Origin of the sequence: Nonlabens sp. (assembly GCF_047636915.1) — a bacterium.
Classification (GTDB): domain Bacteria; phylum Bacteroidota; class Bacteroidia; order Flavobacteriales; family Flavobacteriaceae; genus Nonlabens.
This window is the reverse complement of sequence record NZ_JBLIGN010000014.1, coordinates 32024-49431: the sequence shown is the minus strand read 5'-3', so window position 1 is coordinate 49431 and position 17408 is coordinate 32024. Positions and strand designations below refer to the sequence as shown.

Here is a 17408-nt window from a genome sequence, read left to right as displayed (position 1 = left end):
ATGTTACTAAAAACGGCGGTAGTAGCTGGGATGACATTTCTAAAGGTTTAAAAGGATTGCCCAAAGGCAGTTGGATTACTCAAATAAAGGCTTCTCAAACGAAGAAAGGTCATGCCCTACTCGTTGCAAACGATTACCGCAGGTTCAATTTTGAGCCTTATGCTTACCGCACTACTGACTATGGGAAAAACTGGACACGTATTGTCGATCAGGACGACGTGATCAGTTATGTACTTTGTATAATCGAACATCCAGAAGAGAACAATTTGGTCTTTTTAGGTACTGATGACGGTCTTTATGTAAGCATTGACGCTGGTGATAACTGGACCAAATACACCAACGGTTTCCCTACGGTTTCTGTAAAGGATTTAGTCATCCATCCACGTGAGGACGATTTGATTATTGGAACTTTCGGTAGAGCTGCTTGGGTATTGGATGATTTAGAACCTTTTACCGCTTTCGCGAAAGCGAGACCAGAACAACCTATTGCATTATACGAGCCCCCTACCGCCTACTTTGCCAGCTACCAGCAGCCTACAGGAAGTAGATTTGGAGCTGATGCCATGTTTCATGGAGAAAATCGCAGCAGTCCAATAGGACAATTCAAATACTTCTTTGACAAAGATTTGAAAGCCAAAACCGACACCATCAAGTCAGATTCTCTATTTTTAAAAATATATAAAGGCGACCAATTGATCAGAACCTTGAATCGTAAAATACCTAAAGAAAAAGGTGTTTACAACTGGTCGTGGAGGCTAGACGAAAAAGGAATGCCGTCACCATCGCGCAAAATCAACAATTCTAAAAGAGAGCCTAGTGGTAAAGATGTACTGCCTGGAAGCTATAAAGCGGTATTGTGTTATGGAGAAATAACCAGTGAACAAATGATTGAAGTAAAAGAAGATCCACGTATAGATGAATACACAATGGCCCATCGCAAAGAAATGCGTGCAGCGCAAGATCAGTTGCAGTCTTTAATGAGCGATGTGGAGGCAGTAACTTCTCAACTTTCAAAAAATAAAAAAGTAGCTGATAGCTTTAAAAAGTTACTCACAAGTCAAAACAAAAAAGCTTTTAAAGAACAAATAAAAGCCACTGATTCTATAGTAAAACAACTGGAGAAACTTCAGAATAAATACTTCGGAACACCAGATAAACGTCAGGGAATTACTCGCAATCCTGAAATGACCGTCATGAATCGCATGTATGGTGCTGCAAGCTATATAGGGAGTCGTCAAGGGGCACAAACCGCCACAGAAACACAATTGTACAACCAAGCAAAAGCTCTTGCGTTAGCGGTGAATACAGAGGCTAAGAACTTTCTAAACAAAGAATGGAACGCTTTTGTGAAGGAGATGAAACTGGTGACAGTGGATATGTTTAAGGAGTAGTCTTTGAGTTCGTGAGCTATCAGTTTTGAGCTTTGATCGCACACTTTGATTATGACAATTTGTTTTGTTTTCCCGCGCTCGACGCGGGATACACATAGGCGATTGAATATATATATATGCTTCTAAAAAAAACTGTATGTGACGTACATGTTTAGATTCTTCTTTATCAGAGTTTATAAAAAAGTCAATCCGATAGATTTAGATAAATTTTGAATCCTCGTATTTTTCAAGCACCGTATAGACTAAGTGTCTCAGGCAGAGAAACAAAGTATTATCTAACAGATACTATGAATTACAAAATAAATTTATCAAAAAAATCAAAAGTCATTCAGCATCTTTAGGACGTAATACTCAAAAAATCATCCACTCAAAGCTTAATCCCGATAAGCATCGGGACAAAGCTCACAACTACTCCTCAAAAGTAAATAAATACAAATCCTCTACTTTCTTCCTAGCCCAATCTGTTTTACGTAAAAACTTCAAACTGGATTTGATACCTGGATTGGAGTTAAAAGAATTGATTCTGATGCGATCGCCCAGTTCATCCCAGCCGTAGTGATCGACCAGTTTTTCTAGCATGTAAGATAGTTTCACACCGTGCAACGGGTTGTTTTCTTGCTTCTTGATTTCTTTTTCTTTAATCTCTACCACGATCATCTCGTGATCAGACAGCTGCGCATCCACCGCAAATAATTCTACTTGAGTGGTATTTCCTTTTAAGAAAGATTTACTCAACGTAACATGGTGAGTGGTATTTTCAAAATCAGCAGTGAGGACTGCCATATTTTGATCCTTAAAGAACTCTTGGAACTCATTAACGGTTTTTTCATCAGGTACTAAAGTACCTGTAAAAGAAGTATTCAAATCACCTGCATAACATATCGCGCCTTCTATTCTCACAAGATCCTCTTTTTGCTCTACAAAATCAGATTCAAAAAGCTCCTTTTTTGCACCTACTATTGTTCCATACACATTTAAGTTGCCTAATGGCGTTTCTATCATTTGACAAACGCTGGTGTAATTGTCAAAGGTTTTTACTTTGTTTTTAATAGGATACTTGGTGTAAATACTCACTCTAGTTTCTCCTTCTTTATAGGTGATACCGTCATGTCGCAAAGGTATTCCTGTGGTAGAAATTCTTTTGTACGTGCCTCCTATAAAAAATTTTAGCTTGGTGTTGGTAAGAATCACAATATCGGCATCATGATCCATGATCAATTGCTTGCGAGAGTTGTTGATGTCGCTATCCAGATCTCCTTCTAGATGATGTAGATTCCAGCTTAATATTTTCATTCTGTGATAAGGATTGATTGTTAGTACTCAGCATTAAAAAAAAGATTTAACACCATAAATTATTATTATTAAAATGGAAGGTCTTATAAAAATTAGCAACTAGTTGCAGTCCCATATTTATGCAACAGAGGGTTCTTTGATCTTTTCACCAAGATATAGAAGTTTTAAATCAACCTTATTTTCATCCCTGTCGAACACCCATTAACTTACTCCACAAAATCTGTAGACTCCTTAACAACGTTGGAATTCCCATCTTTGTCTACTCGTGCAATAAAAAAGTGATCGTAATCTGTTTCTTTAAGGTCGTTATAGATAGAATCTGTCTGCAGTGCATTGGCATAAGCATTAATGGTATTGCTATGACCGTATAAAGCAACCGTTTTACCTCTATACGTTTCTAGGAGCGATATTCCGTCTACCGTTTTCACATCATAGATTTCTACTCCTAATTTTTTTGCTTTTGCGAGGGGTGCTGCTGTGGCCTTAGTTCTCTTATAATTAGAAGAGATCACATGATCTACGTCTTTTAAAAAGAAATAATTCACCCAATTCACCGCTCTTTTCACTCCTTTTTCTGTCAGTTCTGGATCGCTACCCTGATCTGCAGCTTTCTCTGCATGACGTATAAAATAAAAGGTAGTCAGTTGTTCTTTTTGTTTTTCTTCAGGCGTTTTATCTGAGTCATTGTTCATGCAAGAAACCAGTGATAGTGCAAGTAGGAAAATTAAGTTTTTCATTTTGAATAGGTCTATTCGTGTAAAAGTATAGAAACTTATAAGAAAGTCTCTACATATTTACCATAATAAGTGAACGCAATACGGCACTGTGATAAAAAGACGTTATTTTTAAAGAAAATCAACGAGATGAATTTTGAGAAAATCCGATTTGAAAATGCAAATGGATATGAATTAAGCGGCAGGCTAGAATTGCCAGTAAATCGGGCACCTCATAATTATGCCATTTTTGCACATTGTTTTACCTGCGGCAAGAATTTCAGCGCCACCAAGAACATATCACGCGCGCTTACTACAGCTGGCTATGGTGTTTTAAGGTTTGATTTTACAGGTTTGGGAGATTCTGACGGTGATTTTGCAGACACTAATTTTTCTGGCAATGTGGAAGATTTATTGGCTGCGGTGGACTATCTGAAAACAAACTACAAAGCGCCTTCTTTATTAATAGGTCATAGTTTAGGAGGTGCTGCTGCTATTTTTGCTTCCGCGAAAGCGAGCTCTATAAAAGCCATCGCCACCATAGGAGCACCTAGTGACACAAAACATGTGCGACACCTATTTGGAGATCAACTCACAGCCATTACCGAAAACGGACAAGCAACTGTTGAACTAAGCGGTAGGTCCTTCCACATCAAAGAACAATTCTTAAAAGATCTCAACGAGCAACAAGTAACCAAAACTTTAAAAGAACTGAGAAAACCTATTCTCATTGCCCATTCTCCACAAGATCAAACCGTAGGAATTGCACATGCCGAAAAATTGTATCATGCTGCCTTACATCCTAAAAGTTTTGTAAGCCTCGATGGAGCAGATCATCTTCTAATGAAAAAAAAGGACTCTGAGTACATAGGTCAATTGATTGCCAGCTGGGCTTCGAGATATGTAGAACAAGATGAGGATAACAAGTTAAAAACTACGAATCAAGTGGCGGCAAGTTTGGATCATGAAGAAGGCTTTGCGACTCAAATAGTAACAGGAAAACATCACTTCACAGCAGATGAGCCAGAAAGTGCTGGTGGTACCAATTATGGACCAACTCCGTATGATTTGCTTTCTAGTGGTCTGGCAGCGTGTACGGTAATGACTGTACAAATGTATGCCAAACGGAAAAAATGGAACATAAAAAATATCGAATGTCATGTAAATTATGATCAACAGCATGCTACAGACGGTAAGAATTGTGAAGAAGACGCGGCAAAAATAGATACGTTTACTAGAGAAATAAAAGTTACAGGAGATCTGGACGATAAACAAATCAACAGAATCCTACAAATAGCAAATAAATGTCCTGTCCATAAAACATTACATTCCGAAACACAGGTAATCACAAAATTAATAACGTAATGGCCTTTGAATTGGACACTTCCATGGGTTCAAACGGTTTTATGGGAATCCTCCTCCTTCCGGAAGATATAGCAGGTTAACTTACACAAGACAAAATCAAAAGAGTCGTTGCCCAAATGAGTTCTCGCAAAAACCAGCTCACATCATATGCTGGAATCACAAAAAGAAATGACTCTTTTGATATTTTCTAAAGCTAACCAACAGATATTAGACCTATCTCAAGGTGAATCTTTGAAGGTGATCCTGCAAAAAGGTACGAGCAAATATCAAACACCTATGACTGAGGAACTAAAAGCAGTTCTTTTAAGTGATTGCGAAGCCTATAAAATTTTTGAAAAGCTACTGCCAAAAAAGCAAAAGAATATTATATTTATAACGCAAAAGACTCCCAAAGAAAGATAGACCTCTTATTAAACGCTATGGAAAACCTAAAAATGGGAAACCACAATCCAATGAAATTTGAGAAACTCTTGTGATACAGTCTTCTTATAAATTCTTATTTTTAACATAAAGTAAGAAATCCAAAATAACCAAATAATGAAAAAATTAGCAATCGGAATAATGGCATTTGCCTTAACAATGAGCGTCACTTCTTGTAAAGAGGGAAAAGAAACTGAAAAGCCAACTGATGAGAAAGAAAAATCTTATGAAGAAGGAATGGATCAGGACAGCCATGATCATGACGAAACTACCTTAATGGTAGATAAAAAAGTAATCGTGACTATGTCTGCAAAAAGCGGTAGTGAGGTAAGCGGTGAAATAACTTTTGTTCAAGGAAAGGAAGAGGTGAAAATGTACGTAGAATTAAATGGGTTAAAAGAAGGTGCCCATGCGATACACATTCACCAAAACGGAGACTGTAGTTCTGACGATGGTAAAAGCGCTGGCGGCCATTGGGATCCTACTATGGAAGACCATGGGAAATGGGGAGAAAACATGCACCACTCTGGTGATATAGGAAACTTAGAAGTAGCAGCCGATGGTAAAGCAAAACTAGAATTCTCTACCGATAAGTGGTGTATCGGATGTGATGATGAGAAGAGAAATATTTTAGGTAAAGGAGTTATCGTACATGCCAGTGCAGACGATTTTAAATCTCAACCTAGCGGAGCAGCTGGAGCTCGGGAAGCTTGTGGAGTAATTGAGTAATTTAAGCACCTTATAAGAGTTGGAACATTAGATGCTGAATGGTGTCTCGTTGTTGTAAAACTTAAATTGGTCTGATGATATAAAGTCTGCAAGATTATTTCTTGCAGACTTTTATTATGTCAATTTTTGTCTTTTATGAGTAAACAGACTACTTCTCCAGCCAAGCTCTAAACTCCTTAACTCTTTCTCTACTTACGATTAAATCAAATTCTTTAAAAGAATTAATTTTAATCTGTATTCTTGAATTTGTATAAGAAATCATGTCGTCAATCGCCTTTATATGAATGATCGCTTGTCTAGAAATACGGAAAAACTGTTTTGGATCCAATTCCTCTAATAAGGACTCTAATTTTGTATCGATCAAATAATTCCTCCCATTTTCAATACTTAAATAGGTTCCCTTATTCTCTGAATAGAATAACTGCACATCATCTGTATGAAATAATTTAAGGTGCTCCCCTACTCTAGCCGTGTATCGTTTTTTATAATTACGCTCGATGGGATTTCCCAGTAGTTTTGCGATCTCTTCAAAATTAATAATTGCAGCTTTGTTGCTGTTCTGGCTTTGGCGAAAGCGCAATCTAAATTGATCAACTGCTGCCATCAATTCTTCTTCATCAATAGGCTTCAACAAATAGTCTATACTATTGAGTTTAAAAGCCTGCAATGCATATTCATCATAAGCAGTGGTAAAAATAATGGCACTTTTGATCTCCACTTGATCAAAAATCTCAAAAGAAAGACCGTCACTCAATTGAATATCTAAAAATATCAAATCTGGCGCTGGATTATTGAGTAAATACTCTACAGACTCGTGTACTGAATGTAACATAAGATCTGGTGTAATATTCAACACCTCTAACATGCGATTAAGTCGTCTAGCGCTGGGCTTTTCGTCTTCTATTATAATGGTTTTCATCCTAGTCTTGTTCTTTTAAAAATTCTTGAACCTTCGGTTTCTCGGAGTCTCTGCTCAAAAAAGGGTTCCAATGGTGTATCTTTTTAGCAAAAACAAACCACCCTATTCCCCAACCCAAAACACTTATGATTAGTAGCGGTTTTAAATTTCCAAAGTAGGTCAACAGAGCCATAAAAATAAAAAAATAAACTACAATAAACAAAAAAAAATGGTTGTAGAAACTAATGATCTTCTTTACTTTTTGCTTGGCAATTTCAAAAGATTTATTTTTTCTATTTATAATTTCCATAATCTAATTTGTGTTTTTTTCTTTCTTTATTAATTCTTGAATCTTGCGCTCTTCCCAATCTTTTCCAGTAAACGGATTTGCACCAAAAGTCCCTAAAGCATGACTTACAAGACCTATTCCCCAACCACCTAGCGTAAATAAAAACCATGCTGTTTCCCATTCATTTTGATAATAATTGAGTGATGCGATACCTATATTTACAACGATGTAAATTAAAACATGGCTGTAAAAATCTCTTATATCTTCTACACGAGCTTTTGCCCTTGTGTAGCGTTCTTGATATGTTTCTTCTGTTTCCATGTTAAAAGCTTTTATCATTCATAAATTCACTGATCTTGCGTTCTTCCCAACCTTTCCCTAGAAAAGCACTTTTTTCAAAAGTGTGTAAATATTTAAAAAGAAGTCCTATACCCATCCCTATTGCTGGAAAAATAGCCCAAGGGAAGTCTGACGTGAAATAGTTAATCGCAGCTAGAAATATTACAATTCCAAACGTCTTTACTACATCATCATAAAAACCTTTAATGCTTTTTACACGTTGTTTTGCTTTGACCAACTTGGTATCTTCAACCGTTACCATGTCGTTGTTATTTGAGGTTACTATTTCTGGTGTATTAGTTAAAATGGGTATGTGTACTTTGAAGTGTGTTTTATTTTCAGCAATACTCATTTTTCGGTCTGTAAGCAATTGATAACGAGATGCGATATTTTGAAGGCCTACTCCAGTACTGCTCTGTGCTACTTGTTTTTTTTGCAAGTTATTTTCTATGATCAGTTGATTTCCTTCCTCATAAATACGCAATTTCAAAGGTTTGCTATCGCTTACTATGTTATGTTTAACGGCATTTTCAAGCAACAACTGTAGTGATAATGGCACTACTTGAGCATCTGGAATATGGCTCTTTTCTGGAATATCTATTTGAATACTGTCCTCAAATCTTGTTTTGAGCAACCCAACATAAGCGCGAGCAAAACTGAGTTCTTCATCCACAGAAACAAGTTCCTTATTACGTTGTTCTAATACATATCTGTATACTTTAGAAAGTGACGTGGTAAATTTTGTAGCTGCTTTGGGATTCTCTTCTATAAGAGAAACGAGGACATTTAAACTATTGAACAAAAAATGTGGATCCAGCTGGTTTTTCAACGCATCAAATTGTGCTGTGGCTGACCTTGCAATTACTTTTTGGTCGTTTACTTTTTTTGCCTGAGATAATTTGAAAAAATAGACCGCATGATAAATAAGTGTTATTACAAGAGTTAAGACAAGACCAAACACATACCAGCCCAAGCTTTGATTACTGATATACCCTTTCCAAGTAACCTTATAAATAACTACTGATGTAAATAAATTGAGTAAAAAAAGTGAAATCATAGTGATTATAACACCACCTAAAGCTCCCCAAATCACACGTTTTAAAGTGTGCTCCTGCCAGGAGTACTTTTTAGTCATAAATTCAAACCACGCTTGATTGCTGACACTTAATACCACAGCAAACAATAGATTGATGCCAAATGTTTCTAATTCTTGTTCCCATGTCAAGAAAGAACCTCTACTATAGGCATTTATCAGATTGACCCCTATAGAGATCGCAATACTCGCTAATATGAATTTTATAAAACTCTTAAAAGTCATGTTTCCTATTTTACGGACTAAAAATACTTCATTCTTTTAGAATACCATAAATATGCTAAAAGGAAGGGGCTCGGAAAAACTAAAACTACTCAATTGTAGCATAGGACATCTGAGTTGTACTTTTGTAAAAAAATACGGTTGATCATAAAATTACATCTACTTTATTTCCACAAAAAACTTTAATGATTTATTTGATCATTCCGCTTATTGCGGCTTGCATTCTCTACTTTCTACTCTTTCACAATTCCAGACCACACCCTATTACGGACCAAGCGTCTTGGCATGAACCGCTTCTTAAACAGGTGTCGTTTTACCAAAAATTAAATGAGAAAGAACAGCAAATATTCCGTCAGAGAATGGCGGCTTTTCTTGAAGAAACCTATGTGGATTCCGTGGGTTTTGAACTAGAAGAATTGGACGAGATTCTTGTTGCAGCCAGCGCTGTTATTCCTGTTTTTAAATTCAAAGAGTGGCGTTATAATAACCTCACTGGTGTTGTAATTTATCCCGATAACTTTAATGAAAATTTAGGGTATAAAAATAAAGATCCCAACCGCATGATAGGTGGACTGGAAGGCACAGGACGTTTTGAAAAACAAATGATTCTTTCTAGAAAGGCTTTACACCACGGAATTAAAAACGATACGGATCAACTTAATAGAGGGATTCACGAATTTGTGCATCTCTTAGACAAAATAGATGGAGCGGTGGATGGACTTCCAGATGCTTTATTAGATAACTCTTGTATCATTCCATGGCTCCATGTAATGCCTCAAGAAATGGAAGCCATCCGTCGGGATGAGTCCGACATAAGATCCTATGCAGCAACAAATCAAGCCGAATTCTTTGCAGTGAGCTCAGAATATTTTTTCTCCAGACCTCAATTAATGAGGAGAAAACATCCAGAAATATACAAAATGCTGAACCTGTGTTTTAATCCCTAGAAGAAGAAAAAACTTAAATCATAAAAGCTCTAGATTTTTAACACCTGCGTAACCTAAAAATGGGAGTTGCCACTTACCTTCGTTTAAAAAATACCGATGCGCAACTTCTTATTACTTCTACTTATTATCTGTTCTTCATTTAATGCTCATGCAGGCGATTGGGGAAAAACAGGTCACCGCACTACAGGTGCAATTGCTGAACAATACCTTACTAAAAAAGCTAGAAAAGCTATTGCAATATTACTTGATGGAGAATCATTAGCCTTCGTTTCAACTTTTGCAGACGATATTAAAAGTGACACACTTTATAGAATGTATGGACCTAAGCATTATGTAAATATTCCCTTTGAAACTGATTATGAAAACCATCCTAAAAGTGAACGTGGTGATATTATTGAAGCCATCGACACTTGTATAGCAACCTTGAAATCAAAAACTGCCACTAAAGAAGAAAAGGCTTTTCAATTGCGCCTGCTGATACATTTTATAGGAGACCTTCACCAGCCTATGCACACAGGATTAAGTGACGATAAAGGTGGTAACGACTTTCAAGTACAATGGTTTAGAGACGGAACTAACTTACACCGCGTCTGGGACAGCCAAATGATAGAGAGCTATGGCATGTCGTATTCAGAACTGGCAACTAATATGCCAGAGCTCACTAAGAAAGAGCGCAAAACTATGGGAAGCGGTACGCATAGAGACTGGCTAGCAGACAGCCGTGTGCTCGTAAAAGATATTTATGCCAATACGAAGGAAGATGAAAAATTAAGCTACCGCTACATGTATCAATATTTTGATACGTTACGTGGTCAGTTACAAAAAGGTGGCGTGAGACTTGCTGCTTTATTGAATGAAGTTCTGGGATAAAAGATATTATTTGTATCGCTTTTGTGAAAATAAAAATAAAAAAAGCTCTAGAATTATTCTAGAGCTTTTTACTTCTTTTTACACGCCATGTCACATTTTTTACAAAGTTACCAGACGTGGTACAACAATTCATGTTTGCATTTTGTGCTTTTTCTGATGGTTTGTAAAGCTTACCAATAGTTCTATCTCCTATTTCTTCCAATCCCGATAGAGCGATCGGAAGAAAGAGCGCCTCAACAAACATCGAAATAACTCTAGCAAATCCTTGATAAATTTGGGACTCCAACAAGGTTCCCTAAATCAAGTAGTATGTCTGTAGAAATACCAGATACATATGGAACAAGATGAAGATTTGTAAAATCACTGAGAATGATGATAAAGATCCCATATACAGAAAGAACAAGATTGAGATTCAATAGATCGTTGAGGAAAAACAAGTCGATCCCTGATAAATTTGTGCAAGCTTTTCCCCAAGGTTAGCGATTTTAGGCCCAAATCTTCTAGGATACTGAGATTCTGTAAGGGCAGACTTTGTCAAATAAATTTTGAGAGAATTCTAAAGATTACTTTTAACTCACGGCACACATTCTATCTACCAAATAACTAGCGTCTTTCGAAACGCCACCTAAAGTTGCAGACCCACGAGTGTGCATCCATGGCAAACCTATAAAATAGAGGCCTTGTATATTACTTAAACCTCTATAGTTTTTAGGATAACTATCTGCATCGAGTTCTAATCCTTCTATCCATTTAAAATTAGGACGGTAGCCTGTGGCCCAAACCACATTTTTAATCGCAGACGTTTTTTGATTTTCAAAAATAATCTCATTATTTAACGCATCATTTGTTCTCCCCACAGAGATCACATTGTTTCTAGAAAGAATCTCTTTAACATCAGTTCCTATGACTGGTTGTTTAAAAGAGTTTATTTTCTTCCCTAACCAACTGTACTTGTTAAAGCTCAAAAAACCGGTCAATGTAAACCACCACCATATGGTTTTACCTAAAAATATTTGCGGCATAGACTTCACCGCAGTATCGCCAGAAAAATAAACCGTTCTAGAGCCATCTTTAGAAATTTCATTTAAAATTTGGTAGCCAGAGTCTCCACCACCTACCACTAGTGCGTCACCATTTTCTAATTGATGTGTACCTTTATAGAAGTTGCTATGCATTTGAAGAATCTCCTCTGAAATCTTAGTATGACAAGGCGGCGTATAAGGAGTATGGAATGGTCCAGTAGCGACGATAACATTTTCAGCCTCCATAACACCATCTGTATGCGTTACTTGAAAGCCCACATCTTTTTTACATACGGATGTCACTAATGTGTTCAGCTTTACAGGAATTTCTAATTCTTCTACGTATGATTTAAAATAGTTTGCGACCTCAAATTTAGTTGGATAATGTCCTTTGGGAGCATTAAATTTTAAACCAGGTAAATGATTGTATTGAGTTGGTGTAAAGAGCTTTAAAGAATCCCAGCGATTTAACCAGGAGGCACCTATTTCTTTTCCCCCATCAATAACTATAAACTTTTTACCCTTCCTTTTTAAGTGATAAGCCATAGATAACCCTGCCTGTGCACCACCAATTACAACATAATCCAACATCTCTTTTTTCATTAGAATCCATTACAGATAAGGCTTCAAAAGTAATCAAACTTAAGCTGATTTAAAAAAAGGCGTAAACCATGTAATTCCAGCTTTTATCAGAATGGCTAGAGCTGATTAATACTGTTTAGCAGTCAGTACCTAAAAACAAAAAGCTGCTTCAGATAAGATAAACTTACTATTGTATTTAAGAAATACATTCCTAGATTGCCTAACGCACTTCCAGACGCCTATCCAAAAAAAAGAGAAACGTTCTTTCTTCCACGGGTTTTACAGGAGGTGTAAAGCACTAATATAAAGCGCTACTTTTTTTCAAAAATAGCTCGCTTTGAATCTACATCACTCAATTTCAAAAGCTTTCCCTCCTCAAATAGATCATCCATTTTAGAGAGATCTGGATCCCCCTTTTTCGATTTATAATTATTGTAATCTTGTAAAATCACCCCGTTGAAGTTTCTACGGTTCTCACTTTCGCGAAAGCGGTAACCACATTCTTCTTCACAATAGGAATAAGCTAAATAATCGATCCTGCTGTCTTTTACGTTTATCCAATACACAAAAACATCCTCATGATCCTCACCGCCGCCTTCTTCCTTAAAAGTGACTTCAATTTCATGATACGCTTTTCCTTTGACGGTATCTTGAGAAAGATAGCGCAAATCAATAGCATCACCATCTAGACTATAAGGCAACTGGGCAAAATAGATCACAGAATTTAAACTGGCCTTGTAGCGAGTTGCCATAGAGTCTGCTAATTGTAATTTAATCCCATTACTGAACCGATAAAAACCGTCGTTGTCTAAGCGGTCAACAATCGTGTCTGTTCCTATCATTAAATGACGCTCATAAGTATAGGTTCCTTTATCGCGTTCTACAGAATAATTGATGCCTCTAAAATCAAATGATAAAATCCCTTGCGCAGCGACATCAGTACCATGGGCTTTCATTGCCTTATTCATGATAGAACGAGCGTCTGGCTCTTTAGAAACACAGGAAACTAAAATAATAGTACTAATTAATAGGAGTAAAACATTCTTTCTCATTTCACAAAGATATAAGAGAAACGGCCATCGATTCAATTATATTTGCTACTTATACCTATTGTAGTTTAAAATAATCGATTACCTCCGATTCTGTCTTCTTTTTATTTTACTATAACCTGTAACCTCAGCCATTGCTGTGCTTATATTTTCTCTCTCCTTAAAAGAAAATATAAGACCTATTTATTATCAATCATTATAAAGTACATTTGGCATTATTATGGATTTTAAAAACAAAATAGAAATCAAGAATCGCAAAGCTCGCTTTGAATATGAGATTCTCGATACATATACCGCCGGAATTGTCCTTGCAGGAACGGAGATAAAGGCAATTCGTTTAGGCAAAGCGAGCATCGCTGAAGGTTTTTGCGAGTTTAAGAACAATGAGCTGTTTATCATTAACATGACCGTACAGATCTATTCACATGCTACCTATTTTAACCATGCACCAAAAGCAGAGCGAAAATTACTCCTCAATCGCAAAGAACTTAGAAAGCTAGAAAAAGCGGTTATGAATTCTGGAAATACCATTATTCCGCTAAAATTATTCATCAACAACAAAGGTTTTGCAAAAGTAAATATAGCTCTTGCAAAAGGTAAAAAGCTATTTGATAAACGGGAGACCATGAAGGATCGTGATAATAAAAAGAGACTGGACCAGATTAAAAAGGAACACCGTACGTAATTTTAGCAGGTGGTAGGTACAACCTTTAGTACTTCGGTTTATTTTCGCTTGCGGCTGACCATTAACTAGTTGTCCTCTGCACATAACAGAGTCGGCAAGCTTCACACGAGCAAACTTTACGCAGCTCCTACCTTTGAATACTTGAATTAGATATCTAAATCATTGACACAGGTTCCAAACGCCCTTTGATGCCTTGTGGTAAAATGATATTAATTTGTAACAAAACACTCTAACTATCACACTCAAATAAGTCCTGCTTTCCCTACCACTTAAACAATCCTGTCCTATGTTTAATAAATTGCGATGCGACTAAAGACTGCACCATGAATTCTCAACGTACAGATTAAAGAAGTGCCAAAGAACCTGCCACATTAGGATTAGACTAAATTTTTGCTATGCAGTAATTCACACAGATTTTAACTTACCGATACCACTAGTCTGTCACTTATCCTCTACTTGTTAAATTTATTAGGATAAGAGTTACTGCATCCTCGCATCTCGAACGCAGTTCCTGATCAACCTGCCCAATGCCTCCCTTCTTCACTTCCCACTACCATTAAACTGTTGGTTTTAAATCGCATAAAGCACATTTAACGCGGTCAAGCAGCCATACCTACGTGTGATATATTGCTGTAAATCTATTTTAAGCTGATCTTCTAATTCTGAAGAGCTATTGATTTTCTATTCCATAACCCTTAATCAATCGCGCAATAGGACTGTTTTATGCCAGAATGTGTTGATAGGTATTTCTTTATCTGATAGATTAGGATCTGCTGGTCTGAGGATCATGCTTCCATTTTTATATCTATCAGATAAAGTAACTACTTTAGTAACATCACTAAACCCCTCTAGAATCTAACGTAGTGACTTTTCCACATCATAAAAACTCACCGCCTCCACGTCATCTTCACAAGCTTCGATAAGCTTAAATTCTAAATCTAATTCAATGGTCTCTAGTCCCTCTTTTTGAAATATCCCCCAATACATTTTTGCACTCACATTAGTTACTACCCCAAAACCATACTCCGCATGATTAATTCTCGATCCTATTCCTAATAATTCCATATATCTGTTTGTGTAAGTTCTTCTAAGTTTATCTTTACCATAAATTGATAAATTTCAACGACTTTGAAAAAAATATTTCGCTTTTTATTTAAAGGTATTTTAGGATTTTTAGGGCTCCTTCTTATAGCCTTTGTAGTTTTAAAGCTCTTTTATAACGAAGATATTCCTCAAGGAACATCAGGAAAACCTGCAGATGAATTGGCTTCAAAGATATTAGACGCTATACATCATAAGGAATTTACAGAGGCTAATGAAATCCATTGGACCTTTAGAGGTGTAAATCACTATGAATGGAAGCTAGAACAAAATATAGTAAATGTCTATTGGGATAATTACCGCGTTTCTTACCAGACAGAATATCCCCAAACCAGTTTTGCTTTTAAAGAAGGTAAACAAATAGAAGGAGAGGAAAAACAAAATGCCATAGACTATGCTGCAGTAAACTTTAATAACGATAGTTTTTGGGTAGTGGCTCCGCATAAAATTATGGATATAGGCACCACCCGACAATTAATTAATGAAGACGGAAAAGAAAAACTTCTAGTAACCTATAATTCTGGCGGCAGCACACCCGGCGATTCTTACCTCTGGGAAGTGAATGAGATGCACCAACCTATTGCGTTTAAAATGTGGGTGAGTATTATTCCATTAGATGGAATTGAAGCAACATGGAGCAATTGGAAAATGACCGATGGAGGTTTTATGCTTCCTCAAAATCGCAGCTTTTTCGGACTAGAAATACCTGTTACAAATTTGAAGGTGCTGCCCAGCGCGAATTAAAATGAGCTTGACATAATTTGATTTATGGTTTGTTTAAATAAAGCAGACCATTAAATCGTAACGTGTATTGCGATTTTAATTGACACTAAAATACGAGATGCATAGACACAAAATATACTCAAAGCATTTAGGTTTTCGGAGAATTTAGCGGATTTTTTCTTTCTTTTGTTAAGGCATACATTTTCAAGCATAGCTTATGTTACGGCTTGTAAATTTTAACGCAGAGAAAAGGAAAAAGAAAGAACAGAAAATTTGGAAACCTAGGTGTTTTGGGGATATAAGGGCTCCTTGCGGTGCTAATTGGTCTATAACCTAATCTCCTTCTTCTAATTCAAAGATATGTTCAACTGGAGTTTTAAAATGCTGTGCAATTTTTAAAGCCAGCACGGTAGAAGGAACATACCTGTTTTTTTCTATAGAATTAATGGTCTGTCGGGATACACCTATCACCTCAGACAGATCTGCTTGCGTCATTTTATGAATAGCACGCTGAACATGAACGGTATTTTTCATTATAGATCTCGTTTAAAACGCCAGTAGTTGATCAAATAAACCATTTGAAAAATGAATACTGAAAAAACACCAAAATCCATAAAATAGGTGACCATCTTTACATTCAATAAGCTGGCAGCAAAATAGTTCAAAAAAGGAAGAACTATTACTAAAGTCATTCCATGCATAAATGCAAAAGCCATCGCTTTGTGACGGATATTAAGTAAGCGCTCATCAGGGAATTTTTCTTTACTTAAAATAATTAGTAAAAACCCAAGTAGAACTAAATTACCCCTTATACCTACTAAAACTTCTCCCTTAAAAATGCTTTGGTAACCTTGAGTAAAGAATAGTGTCACACCTAATAAAACAGGGATGATCCCCACCCATTTCATATAATGTGGTAGTAGAAGAAAATCACCTTTTCTGACCTTTTCTAATTGTTTATCGTTCATTATAATTGTCTTTTAAAAATCTGAAAATACATCAAATAATAAAATAAGAAAGAAGACATGATAAAAAAGATACTTTGATCTTGTTCCCACTCTAAAGGCAATCTATGCGCTATAGCATCTAAGGCTATGGCTGCAAGAGGCATAAACAATATCATAACCGTTCCCAATACAAAAGCAAAAGCTCGATATCGCAATTTAAGAATACGCTCGTCTTCATTTTTCTCTTTAGCAATTACAAAAAGAAATAAACCTATTAATATCACATGCATCAAGAGTTGTTTGTAAAACTCTCCCTGTGGTAAATCAACTATTTTAACTGCCAAAAGAATCCCTGCTGCTGCCATAGCAATTATAACTCCAATCCATTTGAACGTATAAGGTATAAGTGGAAAAACGCCACCCTTCTTTTCATATTCACATAAATTATTTAAAAAATCGATCTTCATAACGTAAAGTATTTTTATTATAATGACAAATATACTTTACTTTTAGGAAAGTAAAGTAGTTTTTAATCATTAAATTCTAATTCAGGGTTAATTTCACATAGGACGTTGATAGATGGCTGCCCTAATAAAAGTTTTCACACCTTTGTAAACAGCCTTTGTCCAACAACATTATGCAATTCTCAAGCTATTCTAGTCAGATCTAGAAGGAGAAAAACGTTTTTAATCTGTATCGTTAGCATCGAGAAACACATCGATTACCGTCT

General features: G+C 36.2%; 20 protein-coding genes. 8 read left to right on the top strand and 12 right to left on the bottom strand.

Annotation, left to right across the window (positions count from 1 at the left end):
* A partial coding sequence (locus ACJAT0_RS04150) for a VPS10 domain-containing protein (protein ID WP_415180647.1) occupies positions 1-1391 on the top strand: 1391 nt, incomplete at its 5' end.
* A gap of 408 nt (positions 1392-1799) precedes the next feature.
* Here the strand turns inward: ACJAT0_RS04150 and ACJAT0_RS04145 are convergent.
* Both ACJAT0_RS04145 and ACJAT0_RS04140 read right to left on the bottom strand, forming a co-directional pair.
* Entirely contained in the window at positions 1800-2048 is a 249-nt protein-coding gene (locus ACJAT0_RS04145; protein ID WP_374004642.1) for a VF530 family DNA-binding protein, read from the bottom strand.
* Positions 2049-2890: 842 nt separating this feature from the next.
* Positions 2891-3421 (bottom strand): SixA phosphatase family protein, encoded by a 531-nt coding sequence (locus ACJAT0_RS04140; RefSeq protein WP_415180646.1) that lies wholly within the window; start codon positions 3419-3421, stop codon positions 2891-2893.
* Between the two features lie 126 nt (positions 3422-3547).
* Here ACJAT0_RS04140 and ACJAT0_RS04135 point away from each other — a divergent pair, with 126 nt between their 5' ends.
* From ACJAT0_RS04135 to ACJAT0_RS04125, 3 genes are all read left to right on the top strand, one after another.
* Positions 3548-4762, top strand: coding sequence for an alpha/beta fold hydrolase (locus tag ACJAT0_RS04135; protein WP_374004641.1), 1215 nt, complete (start codon positions 3548-3550; stop codon positions 4760-4762).
* A gap of 147 nt (positions 4763-4909) precedes the next feature.
* Positions 4910-5164 (top strand): hypothetical protein, encoded by a 255-nt coding sequence (locus ACJAT0_RS04130; protein WP_415180645.1) that lies wholly within the window; start codon positions 4910-4912, stop codon positions 5162-5164.
* A gap of 135 nt (positions 5165-5299) precedes the next feature.
* On the top strand, positions 5300-5911 hold the full coding sequence (locus tag ACJAT0_RS04125; protein ID WP_415180644.1) for a superoxide dismutase family protein: 612 nt from the start codon (positions 5300-5302) through the stop codon (positions 5909-5911).
* Between the two features lie 148 nt (positions 5912-6059).
* Here the strand turns inward: ACJAT0_RS04125 and ACJAT0_RS04120 are convergent, their stop codons facing one another.
* The 4 genes from ACJAT0_RS04120 to ACJAT0_RS04105 are packed head-to-tail and all read right to left on the bottom strand — an operon-like array spanning position 6060 to position 8755.
* Entirely contained in the window at positions 6060-6830 is a 771-nt protein-coding gene (locus tag ACJAT0_RS04120) for a LytR/AlgR family response regulator transcription factor (protein ID WP_415180643.1), read from the bottom strand.
* 1 nt (position 6831) lies between these two features.
* The gene (locus tag ACJAT0_RS04115) at positions 6832-7119 is read right to left on the bottom strand and encodes a 2TM domain-containing protein (protein WP_415180642.1); all 288 of its coding nucleotides are present in this window, start codon (positions 7117-7119) and stop codon (positions 6832-6834) included.
* 3 nt (positions 7120-7122) lie between these two features.
* A complete protein-coding gene (locus tag ACJAT0_RS04110) occupies positions 7123-7419 on the bottom strand; it encodes a 2TM domain-containing protein (RefSeq protein ID WP_415180641.1) in 297 nt (98 codons plus the stop codon).
* A gap of 1 nt (position 7420) precedes the next feature.
* A complete protein-coding gene (locus ACJAT0_RS04105; RefSeq protein WP_415180640.1) occupies positions 7421-8755 on the bottom strand; it encodes a histidine kinase in 1335 nt (444 codons plus the stop codon).
* Positions 8756-8937: 182 nt separating this feature from the next.
* Here ACJAT0_RS04105 and ACJAT0_RS04100 point away from each other — a divergent pair, with 182 nt between their 5' ends.
* Complete coding sequence (locus ACJAT0_RS04100) at positions 8938-9699, top strand: zinc-dependent peptidase (protein WP_415180639.1); 762 nt, start codon at positions 8938-8940, stop codon at positions 9697-9699.
* Between the two features lie 96 nt (positions 9700-9795).
* On the top strand, positions 9796-10569 hold the full coding sequence (locus tag ACJAT0_RS04095; protein WP_415180638.1) for a S1/P1 nuclease: 774 nt from the start codon (positions 9796-9798) through the stop codon (positions 10567-10569).
* 569 nt (positions 10570-11138) lie between these two features.
* Here ACJAT0_RS04095 and ACJAT0_RS04090 read toward each other — a convergent pair.
* Together ACJAT0_RS04090 and ACJAT0_RS04085 are read right to left on the bottom strand one after the other, a co-directional pair.
* Positions 11139-12182 (bottom strand): flavin-containing monooxygenase, encoded by a 1044-nt coding sequence (locus ACJAT0_RS04090; protein ID WP_415180649.1) that lies wholly within the window; start codon positions 12180-12182, stop codon positions 11139-11141.
* Positions 12183-12484: 302 nt separating this feature from the next.
* A complete protein-coding gene (locus tag ACJAT0_RS04085; protein WP_415180637.1) occupies positions 12485-13225 on the bottom strand; it encodes a DUF6503 family protein in 741 nt (246 codons plus the stop codon).
* Positions 13226-13442: 217 nt separating this feature from the next.
* On the opposite strand from ACJAT0_RS04085, the gene smpB reads away from it, so the two are divergent.
* Positions 13443-13907 carry an SsrA-binding protein SmpB gene (smpB, locus tag ACJAT0_RS04080; RefSeq protein ID WP_374004567.1) on the top strand — a complete coding sequence of 155 codons (465 nt, stop codon included), beginning with the start codon at positions 13443-13445 and terminating at the stop codon, positions 13905-13907.
* Positions 13908-14762: 855 nt separating this feature from the next.
* On the opposite strand, the gene ACJAT0_RS04075 is transcribed toward smpB, so the two are convergent.
* Positions 14763-14972, bottom strand: coding sequence for a hypothetical protein (locus ACJAT0_RS04075; protein WP_415180636.1), 210 nt, complete (start codon positions 14970-14972; stop codon positions 14763-14765).
* A 63-nt stretch (positions 14973-15035) separates the two neighbouring features.
* On the opposite strand from ACJAT0_RS04075, the gene ACJAT0_RS04070 reads away from it, so the two are divergent.
* Entirely contained in the window at positions 15036-15752 is a 717-nt protein-coding gene (locus ACJAT0_RS04070) for a hypothetical protein (protein WP_415180635.1), read from the top strand.
* Between the two features lie 312 nt (positions 15753-16064).
* On the opposite strand, the gene ACJAT0_RS04065 is transcribed toward ACJAT0_RS04070, so the two are convergent.
* Genes ACJAT0_RS04065 through ACJAT0_RS04055 form a run of 3 tightly spaced genes read right to left on the bottom strand, consistent with a single transcriptional unit; the run spans position 16065 to position 17145 of the window.
* The gene (locus ACJAT0_RS04065) at positions 16065-16265 is read right to left on the bottom strand and encodes a helix-turn-helix transcriptional regulator (protein ID WP_374004564.1); all 201 of its coding nucleotides are present in this window, start codon (positions 16263-16265) and stop codon (positions 16065-16067) included.
* On the bottom strand, positions 16265-16699 hold the full coding sequence (locus ACJAT0_RS04060; RefSeq protein WP_415180634.1) for a hypothetical protein: 435 nt from the start codon (positions 16697-16699) through the stop codon (positions 16265-16267). Before ACJAT0_RS04060 ends, ACJAT0_RS04065 begins: the two co-directional genes overlap by 1 nt.
* The gene (locus ACJAT0_RS04055; RefSeq protein ID WP_415180633.1) at positions 16699-17145 is read right to left on the bottom strand and encodes a hypothetical protein; all 447 of its coding nucleotides are present in this window, start codon (positions 17143-17145) and stop codon (positions 16699-16701) included. The genes ACJAT0_RS04060 and ACJAT0_RS04055 overlap by 1 nt, the downstream gene beginning before the upstream one ends.
* Positions 17146-17408 lie beyond the last annotated feature (263 nt).